At 51.6% G+C, this 18,680-nt stretch carries 16 protein-coding genes; 12 read left to right on the top strand and 4 right to left on the bottom strand.

Annotated elements, in window-relative coordinates:
* Nucleotide 1 precedes the first annotated feature (1 nt).
* Entirely contained in the window at nucleotides 2-598 is a 597-nt protein-coding gene (locus tag SYK_RS16810; protein ID WP_281761424.1) for an indolepyruvate oxidoreductase subunit beta, read from the top strand.
* An 11-nt stretch (nucleotides 599-609) separates the two neighbouring features.
* Nucleotides 610-2,190, top strand: coding sequence for a sigma-54-dependent Fis family transcriptional regulator (locus tag SYK_RS16805; protein ID WP_281761423.1), 1,581 nt, complete (start codon nucleotides 610-612; stop codon nucleotides 2,188-2,190).
* A gap of 355 nt (nucleotides 2,191-2,545) precedes the next feature.
* Here SYK_RS16805 and SYK_RS16800 read toward each other — a convergent pair whose 3' ends face one another.
* Entirely contained in the window at nucleotides 2,546-3,094 is a 549-nt protein-coding gene (locus tag SYK_RS16800; RefSeq protein WP_281761422.1) for a hypothetical protein, read from the bottom strand.
* A 273-nt stretch (nucleotides 3,095-3,367) separates the two neighbouring features.
* On the opposite strand from SYK_RS16800, the gene msrB reads away from it, so the two are divergent.
* Together msrB and SYK_RS16790 are read left to right on the top strand one after the other, a co-directional pair.
* Nucleotides 3,368-4,489 (top strand): peptide-methionine (R)-S-oxide reductase MsrB, encoded by a 1,122-nt coding sequence (gene msrB, locus SYK_RS16795; RefSeq protein ID WP_281761421.1) that lies wholly within the window; start codon nucleotides 3,368-3,370, stop codon nucleotides 4,487-4,489.
* A 451-nt stretch (nucleotides 4,490-4,940) separates the two neighbouring features.
* A complete protein-coding gene (locus tag SYK_RS16790) occupies nucleotides 4,941-5,513 on the top strand; it encodes a DUF6338 family protein (RefSeq protein WP_281761420.1) in 573 nt (190 codons plus the stop codon).
* Nucleotides 5,514-5,710: 197 nt separating this feature from the next.
* Here the strand turns inward: SYK_RS16790 and SYK_RS16785 are convergent, their stop codons facing one another.
* Nucleotides 5,711-7,990 carry a cysteine synthase gene (locus SYK_RS16785; protein WP_281761419.1) on the bottom strand — a complete coding sequence of 760 codons (2,280 nt, stop codon included), beginning with the start codon at nucleotides 7,988-7,990 and terminating at the stop codon, nucleotides 5,711-5,713.
* 138 nt (nucleotides 7,991-8,128) lie between these two features.
* On the opposite strand from SYK_RS16785, the gene SYK_RS16780 reads away from it, so the two are divergent.
* The 5 genes from SYK_RS16780 to SYK_RS16760 all read left to right on the top strand — a co-directional run bounded on the left by SYK_RS16780 (nucleotide 8,129) and on the right by SYK_RS16760 (nucleotide 13,207).
* Entirely contained in the window at nucleotides 8,129-9,904 is a 1,776-nt protein-coding gene (locus SYK_RS16780; RefSeq protein WP_281761418.1) for a motility associated factor glycosyltransferase family protein, read from the top strand.
* Nucleotides 9,905-10,009: 105 nt separating this feature from the next.
* Complete coding sequence (locus tag SYK_RS16775) at nucleotides 10,010-10,201, top strand: hypothetical protein (protein ID WP_281761417.1); 192 nt, start codon at nucleotides 10,010-10,012, stop codon at nucleotides 10,199-10,201.
* 58 nt (nucleotides 10,202-10,259) lie between these two features.
* A complete protein-coding gene (locus tag SYK_RS16770; protein WP_281761416.1) occupies nucleotides 10,260-10,889 on the top strand; it encodes a phosphatase PAP2 family protein in 630 nt (209 codons plus the stop codon).
* Nucleotides 10,886-12,508, top strand: coding sequence for a glycosyltransferase family 39 protein (locus SYK_RS16765; protein ID WP_281761415.1), 1,623 nt, complete (start codon nucleotides 10,886-10,888; stop codon nucleotides 12,506-12,508). Before SYK_RS16770 ends, SYK_RS16765 begins: the two co-directional genes overlap by 4 nt.
* Before the next feature lie 66 nt (nucleotides 12,509-12,574).
* The gene (locus SYK_RS16760) at nucleotides 12,575-13,207 is read left to right on the top strand and encodes a BON domain-containing protein (RefSeq protein ID WP_281761414.1); all 633 of its coding nucleotides are present in this window, start codon (nucleotides 12,575-12,577) and stop codon (nucleotides 13,205-13,207) included.
* Between the two features lie 294 nt (nucleotides 13,208-13,501).
* Here SYK_RS16760 and SYK_RS16755 read toward each other — a convergent pair whose 3' ends face one another.
* Nucleotides 13,502-14,425: a Gfo/Idh/MocA family protein gene (locus SYK_RS16755; protein WP_281761413.1), complete on the bottom strand. Its 924-nt coding sequence runs from the start codon at nucleotides 14,423-14,425 to the stop codon at nucleotides 13,502-13,504.
* Between the two features lie 131 nt (nucleotides 14,426-14,556).
* Here SYK_RS16755 and lpxB point away from each other — a divergent pair, with 131 nt between their 5' ends.
* The 3 genes from lpxB to SYK_RS16740 are packed head-to-tail and all read left to right on the top strand — an operon-like array spanning nucleotide 14,557 to nucleotide 17,824.
* Entirely contained in the window at nucleotides 14,557-15,696 is a 1,140-nt protein-coding gene (gene lpxB, locus SYK_RS16750) for a lipid-A-disaccharide synthase (protein WP_281761412.1), read from the top strand.
* Between the two features lie 41 nt (nucleotides 15,697-15,737).
* Nucleotides 15,738-17,468: a glycosyltransferase family A protein gene (locus SYK_RS16745; protein WP_281761411.1), complete on the top strand. Its 1,731-nt coding sequence runs from the start codon at nucleotides 15,738-15,740 to the stop codon at nucleotides 17,466-17,468.
* A gap of 32 nt (nucleotides 17,469-17,500) precedes the next feature.
* Nucleotides 17,501-17,824 (top strand): hypothetical protein, encoded by a 324-nt coding sequence (locus SYK_RS16740; protein ID WP_281761410.1) that lies wholly within the window; start codon nucleotides 17,501-17,503, stop codon nucleotides 17,822-17,824.
* Between the two features lie 55 nt (nucleotides 17,825-17,879).
* Here the strand turns inward: SYK_RS16740 and SYK_RS16735 are convergent, their stop codons facing one another.
* Nucleotides 17,880-18,680 (bottom strand): sulfite exporter TauE/SafE family protein, encoded by an 801-nt coding sequence (locus SYK_RS16735; RefSeq protein ID WP_281761409.1) that lies wholly within the window; start codon nucleotides 18,678-18,680, stop codon nucleotides 17,880-17,882.

The raw sequence follows: 18,680 nt of genomic DNA, 5'->3' as shown, positions 1-18,680 counted from the left end.
CATGACCGATACCAAGAAAATTCGCATATTCATGACCGGCGTAGGTGGACAGGGAACCCTGACCGCTACGACCCTTCTCGCTCAGACCATACTCAGCCAGGGATTGCCCGTCACTTCCGGCGAGATTCACGGTATGGCCCAGCGCGGTGGCGTGGTCGAATCCACAGTGCTTATCGGTTGCAAGTCGCCCAAACTTGGGCATGGCGAAGCCGATATCCTGCTCGGATTCGAGCCCATGGAAACCATGCGAGCCTTGCCCTACCTGAGAAAAGGTGGCCTCGTGGTCTCATCTACCGAATTCATTCCGCCTCTGGCCGTGGCCATGGGCAATCAGGAATGTCCGACCATCGACGACATTAAAAAGGCTGTCGCCGCCTGCACTGACCAAGCATACTACATGGCAAACCAGACCATCGGCCTCGAAGCCGGTGCCGTCCAATCCGGCAACGTTGCCATGCTCGGCGCTTTGTGCGCGGCAGGCAAGTTGCCTTTCGGTCCTGAAGCGCTGGAAGCCGCCATCAAGGCGAACCTCCCGGCAAAGATTCAGGCCGTGAACCTCAAAGCATTGGAGCTTGGCGTTAAGACCCTTAACGCCTAGAAAAGGAAACAATGACATCCACCAATCGAGACACCTCCGACCTCAGCCATCTGACCACGCTTAAACTGGTCCAGAAATCGCTGAAGCGGGATATCCCGCTTGAGGAGTCTTTAAACGCGCTCCTGAAAATCCTGGCCCGGGACATGGAATACGTTCGGGCGTTCATGGTTATCATGGACCCCAAGACCGAGAACCTGAAACTCTCGCTCACGTACAGCCCCACCCAGGTTGAGGACGTTACTTATTCCCCCGGCCGAGGTATTATCGGCCGGGTGTTCGATTCCGGTGAATCCATCACCATCCATCGCCTGTCCGACGATTCCGAGTTCCTGAACAAGGCTTTCGGACGCAGCGAAGAAGAACTCAAGAAGCTCGGTTTCATCTGCGTGCCGGTTCTTAACCGACATTCCGATCATTCCGAGGTCATTGGCGCATTGTCCGTGGACGTGCCCCTTATCCCTGCCGACGATATGGCCGCACACTGCCAGTTCTTGGAAGTTGTCGCGGGCATCATCGCGGGCCACGTTGCCCAGTTGCAGGAAGAGATGGCCACCCAAAACCACATGCTCTCGCAAGGCATGATGAACAGCGGGCTGGACACAGCACCGCCCAAGGATTTCGTGGCCGCATCAAAGGCAATGCGCATGGTCCTTCGCCAATCAAGTCAGGTCGCTCCCAGTCGGGCGACCGCTCTCTTGCGCGGCGAATCCGGTACAGGCAAGGAATTGCTGGCCGATGCCATTCACAAGGCCAGCCCTCGCGCTGACAAGCCGTTGATCAAGCTCAACTGCGCGGCCCTGCCCTCGGAACTCATTGAGTCCGAGCTGTTCGGCCACCAGAAAGGTGCGTTCACCGGAGCATTCCAAACCAAACGCGGTCTCTTTGAAGTCGCGGATCAGGGAACCCTGTTCCTCGACGAAATCGGTGAGCTGTCCCTCGACGCTCAGGCCAAAGTCCTTCGCGCCATTCAGGAAAAAGAAATCCAGCGTGTCGGATCGGAACAGACCATCACAGTTGACGTGCGCCTCATCTGCGCCACCCACCAGCCGCTCGAAGAATTGTTGGAAAAGGGCCTCTTCCGTGAAGATCTGTACTACCGCATCAACGTATTCCCTATCTTCATTCCGCCCCTCAAGGAACGACGCGAGGACATCCTGCCTCTGGCAGAGCATTTCCTGGCCGAATTCACGGAGGAGTACAGCAAAGAAGTGAAGCGCATCTCTACTCCGGCTATTGAACTTCTTGTCATGTATCACTGGCCAGGAAACGTACGCGAACTCAAGAACTGCATGGAACGTGCGGTCCTACTCTGCGAAGAACAGGTTATCCGTACTTACCACCTGCCGCCCACTCTCCAGTCGGCGGAAAGCTCGGCTACCGGCACCAACCTCTCCTTTGGTGAGGCCGTTGCCAAGTTCGAGCAGGAACTGCTCATTGATTCGCTCAAGCAGACCGGCGGCAACATGTTGCAGTCTGCCCGCGATCTCCGCGTCTCGTACCGAATCGTCAACTACAAGGTGAAGAAGTACAACATCGACGTGAAGAAATATTCGCAGTCAAAATCAAAGTCGAAACGCAGAAACGACATATAAAAAAACGGGGTCCACGGGCCCCGTTTTTTTTGCCTCCGGCAGCTGGGGGAAGGGAGAGAAAACCCTTTGAGAAGGGTCTTTCTCTCCCTTCCCCCAGACCCCCATCCCTCTCTTTTCCTAAACTTTTTATAGCTCGCTCCGCTCGAATTTTCATTCAAATATAAATCTTTTATCCTATCACCCCAGAAACACATTCCGCTCTAGAGCGCTCTCGCCAAAGGCGCAATAAAAAGTTCTGGAGGGGGAGTCCAGAGGGGGAACCTCTTCCAAGAGGTTCCCCCTCTGGCCGCCGGAGGCATAAAAAAAAGGCGACCTGATAATTCAGGCCGCCTTTGTCGATCGATAGAGCTATCGTTTACTTGAAGGAACGGGAGAACAAATCTTCGAGAGCTTTTTTACCATTCTCTTCGAGAAAACGAGTACCGGTTCCGGTGAAATGGCTGTCGGTGATGACCGGAGCTTCCACAACAATCCATGCGCCTTTTTCCCATTTGAACCAAGCGTTCTTGACCTGACCGAACACAAACAGTTCCTTGTTGCAGATCTTGGCGAACTCAGCGCCCCAACCGGTGCCGCCTTTGACGGTGCCATCTTCCTGAATGGTACCAATAACAAAAATCTGATGGCTGGACTCAACCTGATGCATGATGGTCTGCAAGACCTTGCGCATCTTTTCAGCGTTGGTAAATTTGCGATTGAGCAGCTTGGCGACATAGGTCAGGCTGACATCTTTCTGGGTCAGTTCTTCATCGGTCAGCACGCGCACGCCGCGAGTACGTTCAATCTTGTGGCCTTCGAAAGTATAGTTGACTTCGGACAGGCCATAATACTCGGCCAGTTTGCCGAACTGATTCTCTGCGCCCTGGGCGCCGCCGCTAAAAAGGGTGAAGTTCTGATTGGGCATGGTATCTCCTTAAAAGGTATTGTGTGCGAAATTTGGATTCGTACTAAAGGCCAATTGAAATGTATTATGCACGGGCCTGCCATACGAAGCAATGGCATGTGCAACAATTCCGGCCAAAAATCTACCATTTTTTCGCAAAAATAACACTTTGCGATGATTTCTTTCCCATCCAAAGCTCTGTTTCACGCTTTTCACCGGCTATTGACACTCCCCGGTTGCATACCTATTTATTGATAATAAAAGTTACTATTATTAATATCGGAGATACACAGCATGACCATGAAAAAAACCACACTGCTCGGGCTGGGAGCGTTGCTTCTGGTTATCGGGCTTTCATCCATCGTGTTCACTTCTCCGGGAGAAAAAGCCATGACTGACACACAACACGCGGAAATTGCCACCCTTGCGAGCGGATGTTTCTGGTGCACTGAATCTGATCTCGAAAAAGTTCCCGGCGTTCTAAAGGTTGTCTCCGGCTATGCTGGCGGCGAAGAAAAGAACCCGACTTACGAACAAGTATCCAGTGGCATGACCGGCCATCGCGAGGCGGTGCAGGTGTATTTCGACCCGACACAGGTCAGCTATCGTGAAATTATCGACCATTATTGGAAGTACTTTGATCCCACCGACGACAGTGGGTCTTTCGGTGATCGCGGGTTCCATTACACGTCGACGATTTTCTATCATTCAGATGAACAGCGCGAAGCAGCCGAGGCATCGAAAAAGGCTCTCGACGAATCCGAACGGCTCGGCGGTCTGGTTGTAACGCCCGTTCTGCCGTTCACCACATTTTATGCCGCCGAGGACTACCATCAGAATTATTCTCGCACCTGTCCGATCAGGTACAAGACCTACCGTAAGTTTTCTGGTCGTGACAGTTACGTCAAGGAAACATGGGGTGATGAGGCCAAGATCAAGTCCAAGGGGGCAACTCCACAGCCATGTCCGTTGCCCGGTACATACGTCAGGCCGGAAGACGGCACGATCAAGGATTCGCTGACTCCCCTACAATACAAGGTCACGCAGGAGAACGGCACGGAGCGGCCTTTTGACAACGAGTTTTGGGACAACAAGCGTGACGGGATTTATGTGGATGTAGTCACGGGTGAGCCTTTATTCTCGTCCAAAGACAAGTTTGAGTCCGGCACTGGATGGCCGAGCTTTACCCGTCCCATCCAGAAGGAAAGCATCATCGAGAACAAGGATTCGACCCTTGGCATGGTGAGGACTGAAGTTCGCAGCAAGGCCGGAGATTCGCATTTGGGACATTTATTTGATGATGGGCCGCAGCCGACCGGTCAGCGGTATTGTATTAATTCCGCTTCGCTCAGGTTTATTGCGAAGGAGGATTTGAAGGATGAAGGCTATGGGGAGTTTATGAAGTTATTTGAATAAGGGATAGGGCGGGTTTAACGTCCGTCTTGTGGGGAGCTTTCTTTGAGGGAGGCTCCCCTTTTTTTGTGAGAATGAAGAGGAAGAGGGAAGAAGGAAGAAAAGAGAAAGCCGTCACTGGCGTTCCTCCAAGTTTTTTTATTGCCCTTCCGGCGGAGTCCATTTCTTTTGCTGCGCCAAAAGAAATAGACGAAAGAAAAGGCGCTTGCGCTAGCTTATCCGCCCAACCATCCCCGGCAAGAATCTGATCGAATCGGGCTGCTCCCGAATCAAGTCGCCGAAACGGCTCCGATGATTCGAAAAGCCGCAGCTTTCCGATTCGTCAGCTTCTAAGCCGTTGGTGGTTTGAAAGGGCTACCCCTCCCACAATGAAATCACCTTCACTCCTTCTCTGGATAAGGAGAATAAAATATTATATAGGAAAACATCTAAAAACATTTCAAAGGACTCTTAAATGGCTTTCTTTAATGATATCGATTCGCTTAAATTATTCATTTTAGTTGTTTTTCCCGGAATCACAGCAATCTTATTTTATGGCCTCCTCAATCCACGATCTATAAATTGGACTCAATTGCCCCTTGAAGCTGCATTCTATGGTTTTCTAAACTTTATTTTATTTCAAAAAGTGCTGAGTTTTAACTCTAATCTAACATCAAATTTACTTTATTTCATATTTTGTCCGAGTATTCTTTCATTGATTTTTTATAAAATACGTAAAATTAAGAAAATTCAAAAATATATCATTGAGCCTGCATCCAGCCCTTGGGATTTCTTTTTTGAAAAAAGAGAAGAATGTTTCGTTATTATAAAACTCAAAAATGGAGAAACAGTTGGAGGCTATTTCGGTGGCGACTCTTGTGCAGGCTGCTATCCAAACAAAGACGAAATATACATCCAATATTCATATAGTATCGACAAAGACGGAGACCTTGGACCAGTAAAAGATAATACCAAAGGAATCTTAATTGCCAAAGGAGAATATTCTTATCTTGAATTCTTTAACATAGAAGGAGAAAAAAATGAGTAAAAACAAAAAAGATCGAGGTTTTCCCTCCACTCCTCCACCATCGAGAAAGGATCTCCCAGGAGATAGAATTCAAAAAGATGGCTACGTTCCGGAAACAGATCGAAGAACCCCGCCGCCACCTCCGCCCAAAAAAAAATAACGAGCAAAAAAAGAGCAGGGCGACCCTGCTCTTTTCAATCATATTTCTTAATTCAATCTTATGCCTTAAACACTCTTGGTATTCCGGCGGTGTCTTCTACTCTGAATCCGGCTTTTTCGATTGTGTCTCGGAGAGCATCGGACTGGGCGAAGTCTTTGGCTTCGCGGGCTTTTTGGCGGTCTGCCACCATGCCTTGGACCTCGGCGGGGAGGTCGCTGAGGGGGACGGGCATTTGGGTGGGGTCGAGGATGCCGAGGATGGAATCGATATTCATAAGTTCATCGTGGCAGGCTTTGGCGGCGGCTCCGGTGAGGGAGTTGTCTGCGTCCCAGCCGTTGATTCTTTTGACGAACTTGAAGAGCGCGGGCCAGAAGTGGTGGAACTTAAGGCCATCGTCCATGGCTGTTTTGAAGCCAGCTTTGAGGTCGAAGACGGCCTGCTCCACATCACGGGAGACCGAGTCACCTTTTGCGTCGAGGGCGAGGGTCAGGACGGCTGTGCCTTCCTGCACCTTGCGCCAGTTGCGCGCCCACATGGAAAGATTTTCGTCGGATGCGCACAGTGGTTTGCGGTTCGCCACCGAGAGCAACCAACAGCGGGCCGCACGGTAGCCGCCGAGTTTTTCGGCCACGGCATCCAGTCTGCCGCCGTCGCTATCCGACGACTGCTGACAGACCATCCATGCTTGAAGTTCCCGGCCAGCCGTTGACCAGATGGCGCGCAGATTTTCCAGATGTGGAAAGCGATGTTTTTCCGAACCGATCATGACATCAATACGCGGTAGCACATCCAGCGCGGTGGCTGCGTGTTGCAAGAACCAGCTCGGACGCACATTGCCCCACTGGGTTTCCACGACCTCACCCCGTTTCAAATCATACAGGGTGGCCCGTTTCAACAACGTGAAATCAAGCGGGTTATCCTTGACGTAGGAGTTCAGGTCCACGGTATGACCGCCGGAAACCTTATCCATATCAACGTCTGCGATCTCGCCGTATCGCTTATCGCGGAACACATCGAAATACACGCTTCTCAGCTTCTCATACGCCAATCCCTTGCCGAGCAGCTTACGACACAGGGACAAGGACGTATCATTACTGCCGGACGACAGCGGAAAACTGATGGATTCGGTCAAACCCATATCACGGGCGCGATCAAGCACCGCAGTCAACCTATCGGCGGCGAACGCTTCACGACTAAGTCCACCTTCACGAGCTGCAGCCAGTGTGCGATCATCCATATCCGTCAAACCGGCGGCAGCATTCACAGCCACACCGGACGCGGTCATGTGCCGAATAAAAACATCAAGCAACGAAAGGCGACGCCATGAATCAATGGAATCCGTGTCATCAAGGCTCGGCCCCATGGTATACAAGCCAAGACCGTTCGAGCCGTTGAGCATTTTGTCGGAGCCAGAAGCCATGTCGTAAATAGTCACGCCACTACCGGGCTGGTGCCTGTACAGCGGCGTAGAAAGATATCGCTCACCGGAATCCGGGAAGATGGCAACCACGGTGCCTGATTCCATGCGCTCGGCCAACTGGATGGCCCCGCCAAGAGCCGCACCTGAACTCATGCCTGCGAAGATACCCTCTTCCCGCGCCAGTCTACGGCAATAGTCGAAGGCTACATCATCTTCAACATGCAGGACTTCATCAAGGCTCTTCTTGTCATAAATTCCGGGCGGGTAGGATTCAAGCATATTCTTGAGGCCCTGAATCTTATGACCAGCATACGGCTCAACTGCCGCAACATGGACGTCACCCATCTCATGCAGTCGCTTGGCTATGCCCATGGCTGTACCAGACGTACCAAGACAAATTACACAATGCGTAACCGCACCTTCGGTCTGTTCCCAGATTTCCAAGCCAGTACCGTTATAATGCGCGGTAATACACGCCGGATTGTTGTACTGATCCATGAGGACATACTTATCCGGTTCCTCACGCGCATAGCGATATGCCTGCTCAATGGCCCCGTCCGTAGCAAGATGGCCTGGAGTCAATTCAAGCTCGGCCCCGTATGCGGCCATGATCATCTTGCGCTCTTCGGAAGCAGTCTCCGGCATGAGCAATTTTATACGATACCCCTTGATGGCTGCGACCATGGCAAGCCCAACACCGGTATTGCCGGACGTCGGTTCAATGATGGTTTTTTCAGGCGTCAATTCGCCAGAATCCTCGGCGGCCTGAATCATGGCGGCGGCCACGCGGTCTTTTACCGAACCTCCGGGGTTCTGGCACTCCAGTTTCGCCAAAATCCTGACGTTTGGATTAGGGTTCAGGTGGCGTATCTCCACCAGCGGTGTATTTCCGATTAATGCAAGTAAATTATTATTCATGATAGCCCCCTCATAATTCCCTGGGCTGATTTGGCAATTCTTGTCCGCACGGTAGGGGAAATTGATTTCCAGTGCAACTGGCATACTACATGCAAATCAGAGCCAGCACCGTCATTTTTTGAGCACAACGAGGAAAGCATGAGCGCATATCCCTTTCTAAAGGACAACATCGAATACCTGCAACGCACGGGAAACCCGGCGTTTCAATGGCTGTCCACCAGTGATTTTCACGAAGAAATGCTGATGAACAATCTTTTCATCAACCAGTTCGGTATCCACGACTGGCGCATGGAAGACGGCAAAGGGATGTTCGAATCCCTGCCGCCGGACGGATTGTACGCCGACTGGCTGCACCCGGAAAAAGCCCGGACCTCGGCGACTCTCGTGGTCGGCGCCAACCTCGGATACGGTATCAACCATCTGCTCAAAAATACGCCGGATTCCCATAAGGTCATGCTCATGGAACCTCGTGCAGAGATGGTGCTCGCCTGTCTCGGTCAGACCGATTACCGCCCGTTCTTCGAGAACAAGAAATTTCATCTCATGATACCAGACGAACGATTCCTTGCCGAAGTTGTCCGCAACCTCGATCTCCAATTCGTCTACGGGCAAATTCACTTGAAAAGCGACATCCCCAGCCGTCAGCTCGGCCCGGAATACGCCAAATGGTCACGGATCATCAAGAACCGGCTGGAAAACTTTTCGCTGGAACTATCCACCCTGCGTTTTCGACAGGATGTCATGGTCGGCAACGAAATCAACAATTTTCAACGCGCCATGCAGGACGGCAGCCTCAAATCCATTGAAGGCAAAGGCGCAGGCGTGGGTGCGGTCATCCTCGGAGCCGGTCCAAGCCTCGAAGCAATGGCTCCCAAGCTTAAGGAAAAGCAGGGGCACGTCTTCTACACCTGCGCGCTCCAGACAGTGCCGACACTCCAACGCCTCGGCATCAAACCACATATGTGCGCGGCCATTGACTACGACAAATCAATGCTCAAGATTTTCGAACGGCTAGACCCTGACTTCGTGCAGGATGTGCCGCTCGTTTACTCCACCAAAATAGATCCCATGGTGCTCAAACGGTACCCCGGTCCCACACTTCCGCTGTGGACTATCGGCGGACTCGGGACATACGTACTCAAAGAACGCGACATGGTTATGGATGCAGGTGGTAACGTTTCCGTGACCCTGTCCCGCTTCCTCCGCGCCTGCGGTGTAAACCACCTGCTGCTGGCCGGTCAGGACTACGCATGGTTGAATGGGAGATCCCACTCAGGCGGTCACCACAACGAAACGACAAACATGACGAAACAATCCTACCACCAGACCACACAAAATCTGGATGGCGAGGACATTCTGACCACGGTCCAATACATGACCGCCAAACGCGAACTGGAAGACGACCTCAAACAGGCACAGTTCCCCATCTACAATTTATACGGCGGCGGTGTCCCCATCGAGGGTACACAAGTCGTAAGCATCGACAAGGTCTACAACGAAGGCATCTTGGCTTCGGCACCCGGAAGCGTCGACCGTCTCCGTTCAGCTCTCCTGAGTTGCCGGGGCAACATTCCGCCCATCCGTTTGGAGCCGCGTTCTCCCATGTGGACAACCTCCCTACGCAACGCCGAAAAGCATCTAACCAAACTGTTCCGCAACCTTGCAGGGAACCAGTCGGAAATCCATGCGGCCCTGACGCGCATCGAGCTATTCATCAAGCAGGACCCGCTCTATATCCCGTATCTGTTCAATGAGACTCTGGATCTGGCGGGCCTGACACGGGCAAAAGCCACGTATGATAAAAAAGACCTGCCCGAATTCAAACGAATCGCCAAAAACATCCTGAAAAAAGTTCGCCAAATGGACCGGATGGTCTGCGGCGCAGGAGACAAAGCCAAACAATCAGCGGCATAGCAGTCCGCTCACTCATCGAAAAAGAAATCCCCTGCATGTCAGGGGATTTTTCGTTTCCGAGGCGTGGCTTGCGGTTCACCTCGAAAAGTGAAATAGTCCACGCCCATGGACGATAAGAAACCCTATCTCACTGACGACGGAACCTTGGTTATCCCCTTCGAGTGTTCGGACAATGCCTACAAATACTGGAAACAGGAAGGCAAGCCCATGACCGAAATTCTCACCGAGCTGAACGCCAGCCCGGAGGTATGGGCCAAATACACGCACGAAAAATATCCAGAGTCCGACGAATCATAGAAACAGTGCATTGATTGCACCGGCTTGCTCCCACACCCTGTATATCATATAAAACCGCATGCGCAGACATTCCCTGACACAGTGGGCGCTCTTTTCCGCGCCCCTTTTAATACTCCTCGCCATACTCTGGTTCGGTTTCAACGCCGAAACTGACGTGGCCGTCTATTTCAAGGCCCACCGGGCTGCTCACCCCGTACTCAAAGCCGTCATGAAATTCATCACGGACTGGAGCAACCCGTTTTTCTATGCGGTCTACGCCGTCATGCTCATCGTGGCCATCAAGACCCACAATCGTGAACGACTGCGTTTTGTTCTTGTCCTGCTCGTTGTGCAGGCCATCGTGGCCGGACTGTGTGTTCATTTCCTGAAAATGACCATTGGCCGCCCCCGTCCCGGACAAGGGGAATGGTTTGAACCGCTTTCTACTCGCGGCGCACAACATTCACTGCCATCTGGACACACCACGGAAATCACGGGGTGGACCCTGCCATTGGTTCAACGATTGAACCGCACATGGATCACCGCACTTTTCGGCCTGTTCCTCGGAACCGTGGGCTTTTCACGAATTTATCTCGGCTGGCATCACCCTTCTGATGTCTTCTTTGCCTGGCTGCTCGGCAGCGTGGGAGGCTTTGCCACCACCATCATCGCAGGCTCAACGCTTTTCAGGAAAAAGGCCAGACAATGACATATACAACTGCCGCCATCTGGGACAGGCTTGCCAAACATCCATGGCTGACCATGACATTCGCCGTGTTCGCCCAGACATGGTTCTGCCTCAGCAACCGCGCCCTCTGGTTTTCCGATGAAGTGCGTTACGCCAACGCCTACCAAAATCTCGTTCATGGCGGAAAGTGGATGGTCCTCTCTCTAAACGGCCAGCCCTATCCCGACAAGCCGCCCGTCTATTTCTGGTTTCTCTGGCTGCTGGACACCATCACCCCCATGGACATGCCCGGTGTCTTTTTCCTCGGCGCAGCCCTGTCCGGTCTGTTTTTCCTCTATGGAGCATACTTTCTGGCCCGCTCACTCAACTTCGACCGTTCCATCAGTCTGGCCTCCACATTGATCCTGCTCTCCACATTCTTTCTGGTGGCCCTGTTCCACTATTCACGCATGGACCTTATGTTCGCCGCGCTCATTCTGCTCAGCCATGCTTGTCTGTTCCGTGCTTTCAATGAAAAAACGCAAGGCAAATGGCCGCTCTACGCCTTTCTGCTGGCCGGTGTCGCCACGCTGATCAAAGGCCCACTCGCGTTTATCTTTCCATTGCTGACATCCGGTATCTACCTGGCATGGCGGGGTGAATTGAAAAAACTCTTTACCCGTCAGATGGGACTTGGCCTGCTCGCCATGATCGGCGTTCTGCTTGCATGGGTGGCCGGCGTCATGCTCGCTGAAGGCCCGGACTTCCTCCTGAATACTGTCCTCGGCAAACACGTTATTCAACGCGCCACAAAAACGTTCCACCACCGTGAATCTTTCTATTACTACCTTATAGCCTTCCCACTGGCATGGCTGCCATGGACATTGTTCCTGTTTGTCGCGCCCATAAAGAAATATCTTTCCATCAAGACATGGGGGGAACTCTGGGCTGTCCGCAAACAGGCTGGTCCCCGTGCCTTCCTGTGGATCATGTTCGCCGCAACATTCATCTTCCTGTCAAGCCTAAGTGGCAAAGTGCTCATCTACATCCTACCCATGTTCGCACCGTTGGCCATTCTGACTGGCGCAGCCATACACTCCATGGACGAAGCACGGACCAATCGACTCTGGGCACTCGTTGGTGGACTCTGGGCGATATTCGGTGTCGGATTAATATTGGCCGGAGACCTACTCCCCTTCCCCGTTCCCATCCGGGGCATGGGCATTGCCGCGACCCTCTTGCTCGTTGGTGGCGCAGCCATTTTCCTGATGCGTAAATACGGCAACAAGGCCGCACTCCTCACGACCACACTCGCCATGATCATCTGGCTCTATCCCATCGGTCTTATGGTTGCCCCATCTCTGAACAATGGCATGAGCACCAAACGACAAGCCGAAATCATGAGCGAATACATGGACAGAGGCTATGCACCCTACGCGCTCAAAATCTACTCCGGCATCTTCACCTACTATGCCGAACACAACTTCAGGGAAACCAATCATCTGCCTGAATTCATCGAATGGACACAAGACGAAGACAAGGTTGTACTCGCCATCAGGGAACGGCATTGGAACAATTGGAAGGATCAACTCCCGGCATTTCACATCGTTGACCGACAGTCCATTGCCGGAATGATCTATCTGATTGCCATCAAGGGATAATCACGACCCATGGCTACAACGGGATTAGACAAAGTCTAGACATTCCACTATAGTCATTCATTAGTCATGGGTAAAAAAATACTGCATATACTCTTTGCTCTTCTGCTCGCTTCCACCACAGGATGCGCCGTCTATCCGGCTGTGCAAGTCGCAGGTGGAGCCATGACCGGGTATGATGCCGCCATGTTGGCCGATGAATATATTCCCCGTAGTCATGTAGAAGGCGGGGGATTGACGGCTAATCAGGACAAAATGCTCCAGCGCAGATTGCGCGAACGGTTGCAACTCAACGGCATGACCGTTTCTGCCCATGTCATCGATGCCAAAGCCTATCTCGTCGGGCAAATATCTGATCGAGCACGTGCAGACTACGCCATCAAAACAGCATCCACTGTGCAGGGTATCAAAACCATTACCTGCAAATTCTATCCACTCACCACACGCCGCGAAGCTCGAAAAGACCAACGGCTTCATGCAGAACTCGCAGAACAATTCAAAAAGACTCTCCGTTTGCGAGGTGCCGATCTGCGAGTAGAAGTTATCCAGTCACAGGCTATTCTTCTCGGCAAAGCACAGAACTATTCACAAAAAACAGCGGCCGTGGCCATTGCCTCGGAACTTGGTGATATCACCCAGGTAATCGATTACATCGCTGTCAAAGTGCCAATCGCCGATGGTGACGAAGTCGCGAGCAAATAAGTATGGGCGGAATGCCTCCGGCGGCTTAAGAACCTTTTGAAAAAGGTTCTTAAGAATCTCCAAAACTTTTTAGTACGCCTTCGGCGTGGTTATCCCTAATATAATTTTTATTAACCACTACAAATACTTTTCACAACTTCGAGCGAAGCGAGCTATAAAGCATTTTGGAGAGTCCAGAAAACTTTTTTCAAAGGGTTCTCTAGTCCCGCCGAAGACAACCCCCGGTAGGACAACAAAAAGCCCCCTATCTCATATGAGATAGGGGGCTTTTTGTTATTCACTGTAATCGCTGTATTAGCAGCTGGCGCAATCAAAAATACGATCGAAAGTCTTGAGAACTTCAAGACCGTCTTCACCAGTGATGGGCACTGGGGTCCCGTTACGCAAAGCGGTCAGGAACTGAGTCAGTTCCTCTTTGACAGGCTCACGGAACATAAGCGGCCATTCACGAACGGAATAGGATTTGTCGTAGGTGGAGAAAGCCGAGTATTCCTTGACTTCCTGCGTGATCAAATTGGCCTGAATATACTTGGATTCGCAGGCAATATTTATCTTACGGCCCTTGTACGGGGTCACCCAGTTGGTGGTAATATTGGCGAGTACGCCATTTTCCATCTCGGCAGTGATAAGCGCGGAATCTTCATGCTCGCCAATGGAAGTAGAAGACACTGCGTATACGGACTTAAATTCGGAACCGGTCAGGAAACGAATGAGGTCGATGTCATGAGAACCGAGGTCCTTGATAACGCCCACGTCCTGAATGCGCGGCGGATATGGTCCGACACGTTCGATCTGAATGGAAATAACATCGTCACCGATCAATTCCTTGACGCGCTCGACAGCCGGGTTGAAACGCTCGACATGCCCAACCATAAGAGCAACGCCCTTTTCCTTGGCCTTGACGACGAGGTCTTCACCTTCGGAAGCGGAAACAGCCAGCGGCTTCTCGATGATGACGTTGATACTCTTGTCCATGATCTTCAACCCGGTCTCGTGATGCAAACTGGTGGGAACGCACACGGACATGGCGTCCAGTTCATTTTCCAACAATTCGTCGAGACTGGCAAAGGTCTTTACGCCGAACTGGGCAGCGACTTCTTCGCGAGCCTTTTCATCGACATCAACAACGCCAACCACTTCCACATCAGCCATTTCAGTATAGTTGCGCAGATGGACACGGCCCATCCAACCCAACCCGACAACGCCTACTTTCAACATATATATATCCTCGTTCAGAGTTTCATGTTTGCGAATGCTATCTACAGGGCAAATCCCCCCATTGCAACCCCGACGGGCCGATTATACACGCTTCACTTGCCCAGAATAGCAGCATGAGATAGTAAACACGCATGCAAACAGGAAATCCAACCGGACCTATCTGGTTCAACGTCGGCGAAGCGTCAGGCGATCTTCACGGCGCGGAACTCATCAAACGACTTAAGGAAGTCACGCCCGATGCCACCTTTACTGGCATGGGCGGACCTGCCATGGAGGCCGAAGGGTTGGATGTGCGCTATTCCATGAAGCTCATCTCACTGGTGGGTATCACGGAAATTCTTGGAGGGTTGCCGCGAATCCTCAAGTTACTTGGCGAAATAAAACGGGAGATCATCAAGGTGCGCCCTCGCGCCATCATTTTGGTGGACTGTCCTGAATTCAATTTCCGTATCGCCAAGATAGCGTACAAGCTCGGAATCCCGGTTTATTACTATATAAGTCCGCAAATCTGGGCATGGCGCTCAGGCCGCGCCAACTTCCTGCGCAAATATGTACGCAAGGTGATCTGCATCCTGCCGTTTGAAAAACAGTTCTACAAAAAATACGACATGGATGTGGACTATGTAGGCCATCCGCTCATGGATGTTCTACCGCTTGCAGAGCTCGACAACATTCCAGAGGATGACAACCTGATAGGTTTACTCCCCGGTTCTCGCAACAAAGAAGTCAGCACCCTGTTGCCCGAATTCGCAGGGGCAGCCAAGCTTTTGCAAAAGGACCATCCAAACCTGCATTACGTCATAGTACGTGCACCAGGAATGGGAAAAAAACGCCTCCTTAGGCAATGGCCCGACGACATTCCAATGGAAATTATTGAACCTGACACTCGGTACAAGACATTTCGGTCCTGTAAGTGTATCATGGCCGCATCCGGCACGGTCACTTTGGAAACAGCACTCATCGGCACTCCGGTATTAGTGGCCTACAAGGTTTCTTTCATATCTGAAATGGTCGCCAGACTGCTTGTGAATGTTGACTATATTTCTTTGCCCAACCTTATAGCGGGGCACGAAATCTATCCGGAATATATGCAAAAAGACGCGTGCGCCGACACACTCGCACTCGCAGTCAGTCGCTGGTTGGACGACCAAACGGAATACGACCGCGTCAAACACGAACTGATCAAACTCCGCACCATGGTCGGAGAACCTGGCGCTCCATTGCGCGCAGCACGAGTCATCATGGACGACTTGGCCGAACTTGGCCGCTAGACTCGACATTCTTTCAATTTTTCTACTCACTGGCAGGCATCATGAACCGATTTGATTTTCCCCAAATACTCCCACCCAGCAGGGCCTTGTTGCCCGCATTTACTGAACACTTTTCCGGCTGGCATCTCGGCATGGGACTGCCTGAAACATTGCTCGGCCTCCTGCCAGGTCTCTTTCAGCTCGCCAGACGTGACCCAGAATGTAAAAATATCACCATGGGCATGGCCCTTTGGGGAACACAGGCCCACCCGCTGACCCCAGGCATGGGAACATGGGGTATCAAAAGCCTCAACATGGGCCTTAAGCTCGGCCCGGCGTTCACACGTATTTTGCTGCTGACTGCCAAACTCCCGAAACTGGCTGAAGCCCCCAGCGAAACTGACGATGATACAGAATACAAAGCCGAAGTCGAAGCCATGGACACATGGCACGCTCTCGCCCGACAGGATGACAGGAAACTTATCCTGCGCTTTCTCACCGTTACTCTGGGCAACTCAACCAAGGGACTTTCCTGGCTCCAGCATGTATGGCAGGACCTCATTCACTTGGGCAAACCAGAAATTCCCAAGGCTGCTTTGGACATGGTTGAATGGACCGATTCGACGCAACCGCTCAAGGAGCGCATGGAAGCGGATTGGGCATTTCATTGTCTCTCGCCCGAAAAAGCTCTGCCTATTATTGAAAAGCTTGATCCCGCTCTCTGGGGACTGTGGCGCACATATGCCGGTGGAGAACTTCTCCTGCGCATGGGCAAAAAGGGTGAAGCAAAAGGCATATTGGCCGCGCTGTGGAAAGCAATCCCATGGCATGTGAACCTAACTCTCAAGCTTCATGAAATATTCAAGGCCCCACCGATGGGCGAAATCGAAGACACCGCTAACGTCACAATCCTCGTGTATTCGTGGAATAAGGCAGAATTGCTGGCAGACACCCTGCGCAGCCTGCTGGACAGTGATATTGGACAGGCCAAGATCGTCGCTCTGGACAACGGCTCTGATGATGCCACGGGCGACGTACTGCTCAAGGCGCAAAAAGAATTCGGTGCTGACAGATTCCGGGTGGAAACACTCCCCGTCAACGTAGGTGCACCTGCCGCACGCAACTGGCTGCTGGCTCTGCCGGAAGTCAAAGCCTCGAAATGGGCAGCATTTCTGGATGACGACATCATCCTGCCAAAAGACTGGCTGTTACGGTTACTTGGTCCAGCACAGAACCGAGACAACATCGGGGCTGTCGGATGTCGTATCACTGCCGCCGCGCCTCCGTATGGGCTGCAATCAGCAGACTACAACCTTTTCCCGGTACCACCAAATGACCCCAAAGCGGAAATGGTGCCGCACAGAGTCTTGGTTTTCGACAACTGTGCAGGATCGCTCGATTCCGGATTGTTCACCTACACTCGCCCCTGTTTGTCAGTGTCAGGCTGCTGTCACATGATCAACATACATTCCATCGAAAAAGCTGGCGAGTTTGACCTGCGGTACACTCCATCTCAGTTCGATGATTTGGATAGAGACATCCGTTCAAGCTTGGCTGGCATGCCTGCCCTGTTTGTTGGGGGCCTTGCCGTCAAGCATATCCAGCACTCCAGTCTGGCCAAATCCAAGGACACCAAACAGATTGGTCAGGTCATGGGCAACAAGCTCAAACTCGATACCAAGTATACGGATGAAGAACTCATCCGTCTGGGACAGGATAATCAACAATGGTCTTGGAACGATCTGGAAGAAAAGAGTACTTTCCTTGTTGACCGTCTCGGCCTCAGTACATAGTTCTTTCTCACCAATACTGGGAGAGAATCATCATGGAAGACGTACGAGTATACGGCGATTTCCATCGTATCACGCCGAAAATATATGAACAGATCAAGGATGCGAATCCTTTTGATCAGGTAGAATACGATGGAGATGTTTTACGCGTTGATCACGAAGGGCATTACCTGATGATCGACGACTTCATCGAAGCTATCCGCGATCTATTGCCGGAAAACGGATATGGACATGTGGAATACATTGACCAGCTCGACTGGGTCGTCACACGATATACGATCAAACCCGGCAAGATCGAAGAAAAGATCGTTCTGATAGACAATGTGGTTGATGCCCACCAACGAAATTACGGACTCTAAAAAAAAGGCTGATTCATCTGAATCAGCCTTTTTTCATTGTCTCAAGAAACGCCAACTACATAAACGCACTCCACAACATCTTGGTTCCCACGATAAGAAGAAGGATGGCAAAGATCCGCTTGAGCTTGTCAACTGGCAGGCTATGGGCAAGCTTTGCGCCAAGTGGTGCGGTCAGGACGCTCATTGAAATGATGCCCAAGAATGCCGGAATATAAATGTATCCGAAGTGCGGACCGGGAATACCTTCAACATTCCAACCATTAATGATAAATCCGGTCGTCCCGGACAAAGCGATAGGCAAACCGACCGCTGCAGCAGTAGCAATAGCCGTGTGCATGGTTTGATTACACCATGACAAAAACGGCACCGTCAATGTACCACCACCAATACCGACCAATGCTGAAAAAATACCAATACCGTTACCAACAGCGAATGTTCCAGCCTGTCCCGGCAGCTCCCGCGCACTCTTGGGCTTCATACCCAACAACATCTGGCTTGCCACATAGTACAGGAAAAAACCGAAAAATGCTTTGAGGAATCCGGTAGGCAATAGTGCTGCAACCCAAGCTCCAAGGTAGGTGCCGACAATGATACCGGGAACAAGTCGCCAAAACGCGGTATAATTGATTGCCCCGCGCTTGTGATGAGCGCGCATACTTGAAAGTGATGTAAAAATGATAGTCGCCAACGATGTTCCAAGAGCCACATGCTGGATGTGTACATCCGGGAAATTTTGCAACTCGAAAGCAATATTGAGCATGGGCACGATAACCAATCCGCCACCGATACCCAGCAACCCTGCCAAAACCCCGGCAAACGCACCGAGGACGATATACAATAAATAGGTTGTGATCAT

It is taken from the genome of Pseudodesulfovibrio nedwellii (assembly GCF_027923765.1).
Taxonomy (GTDB): Bacteria; Desulfobacterota; Desulfovibrionia; order Desulfovibrionales; family Desulfovibrionaceae; genus Pseudodesulfovibrio; species Pseudodesulfovibrio nedwellii.
Note: the sequence above shows the minus strand (reverse complement) of the source record. Positions and strands in the feature narration are given on the sequence as shown.

Bases quoted from the DNA above. Each gene is read 5' to 3' on its own strand.
- SYK_RS16760 (WP_281761414.1), top strand. From the start codon at position 12,575: ATGGGTAAAAAAATACTGCATATACTCTTTGCTCTTCTGCTCGCTTCC.
- SYK_RS16805 (WP_281761423.1), top strand. From the start codon at position 610: ATGACATCCACCAATCGAGACACCTCCGACCTCAGCCATCTGACCACG.
- SYK_RS16800 (WP_281761422.1), bottom strand. From the start codon at position 3,094: ATGCCCAATCAGAACTTCACCCTTTTTAGCGGCGGCGCCCAGGGCGCA.
- SYK_RS16735 (WP_281761409.1), bottom strand. From the start codon at position 18,680: ATGATCACAACCTATTTATTGTATATCGTCCTCGGTGCGTTTGCCGGG.
- msrB (WP_281761421.1), top strand. From the start codon at position 3,368: ATGACCATGAAAAAAACCACACTGCTCGGGCTGGGAGCGTTGCTTCTG.
- SYK_RS16765 (WP_281761415.1), top strand. From the start codon at position 10,886: ATGACATATACAACTGCCGCCATCTGGGACAGGCTTGCCAAACATCCA.
- SYK_RS16790 (WP_281761420.1), top strand. From the start codon at position 4,941: ATGGCTTTCTTTAATGATATCGATTCGCTTAAATTATTCATTTTAGTT.
- SYK_RS16745 (WP_281761411.1), top strand. From the start codon at position 15,738: ATGAACCGATTTGATTTTCCCCAAATACTCCCACCCAGCAGGGCCTTG.
- SYK_RS16810 (WP_281761424.1), top strand. From the start codon at position 2: ATGACCGATACCAAGAAAATTCGCATATTCATGACCGGCGTAGGTGGA.
- SYK_RS16770 (WP_281761416.1), top strand. From the start codon at position 10,260: ATGCGCAGACATTCCCTGACACAGTGGGCGCTCTTTTCCGCGCCCCTT.
- lpxB (WP_281761412.1), top strand. From the start codon at position 14,557: ATGCAAACAGGAAATCCAACCGGACCTATCTGGTTCAACGTCGGCGAA.
- SYK_RS16740 (WP_281761410.1), top strand. From the start codon at position 17,501: ATGGAAGACGTACGAGTATACGGCGATTTCCATCGTATCACGCCGAAA.
- SYK_RS16755 (WP_281761413.1), bottom strand. From the start codon at position 14,425: ATGTTGAAAGTAGGCGTTGTCGGGTTGGGTTGGATGGGCCGTGTCCAT.
- SYK_RS16775 (WP_281761417.1), top strand. From the start codon at position 10,010: ATGGACGATAAGAAACCCTATCTCACTGACGACGGAACCTTGGTTATC.
- SYK_RS16785 (WP_281761419.1), bottom strand. From the start codon at position 7,990: ATGAATAATAATTTACTTGCATTAATCGGAAATACACCGCTGGTGGAG.
- SYK_RS16780 (WP_281761418.1), top strand. From the start codon at position 8,129: ATGAGCGCATATCCCTTTCTAAAGGACAACATCGAATACCTGCAACGC.